Source organism: Lysinibacillus sp. GbtcB16 (assembly GCF_019091145.1).
Classification (GTDB): domain Bacteria; phylum Bacillota; class Bacilli; order Bacillales_A; family Planococcaceae; genus Lysinibacillus; species Lysinibacillus fusiformis.
Genome location: NZ_JAGXJV010000098.1, coordinates 1 through 606 on the forward strand (window position 1 = coordinate 1; position 606 = coordinate 606).

A 606-nucleotide genomic window follows, 5' to 3' on the forward strand; every position below is an offset into this window, starting at 1 on the left:
CTAATATGCAAAGCATCTTCATTGGATGCTGCCTTGATATTCCGTTGAAAACGTGCTTTCTTTTCTGCTACTTCTCTAGATTCACCGCTCCATGAATAATCGAGTTCCAGCATTGTCGCTTGCCTCTTTACAGTTATTGGATCAACGTTTAGCTTTTTGGCAATACCAGTTAATGTACCACCATCTCGAATCAATACCTTAAGTTTATTCTTCCACACATCACCAAAGTCTTTAATACGTCCGATCTTATATTTATCTTCTGTAATCGTGTCGGGTCCTCTTCGCGAATACACAAACCCACAGTGACATGTGAAAGTACCAACTGGACGTTTTGTATCGTAACATCTTGTTATCACAAGATTTTTCACCACTGATTTCATGTAATCCTTACAAGCTACGTTTAAACAACACCACGGACCACTACCAAAAGGTTCGTATGGCTCTCCCTTCTCAAAGAAAATACGCAAAGCATCACCTAAAAATATCATGATTAATAGATGACGTATTGGATGAAACGATTTACGGTGCCGCTGAAAGATCATCGATAACCAATCTGTTTCATCAAAATTTATATTTGATTGTAGGAGTTCCAGTAAAGACCCACTA

Annotated in this window: 1 protein-coding gene; it reads right to left on the reverse strand. The window is 38.4% G+C overall.

From position 1 onward, the window contains the following. Nucleotides 1-606, reverse strand: a 606-nt coding sequence (locus KVT27_RS23505; RefSeq protein WP_254636261.1) for a TnsD family Tn7-like transposition protein, incomplete at both ends; no start/stop codon positions are given.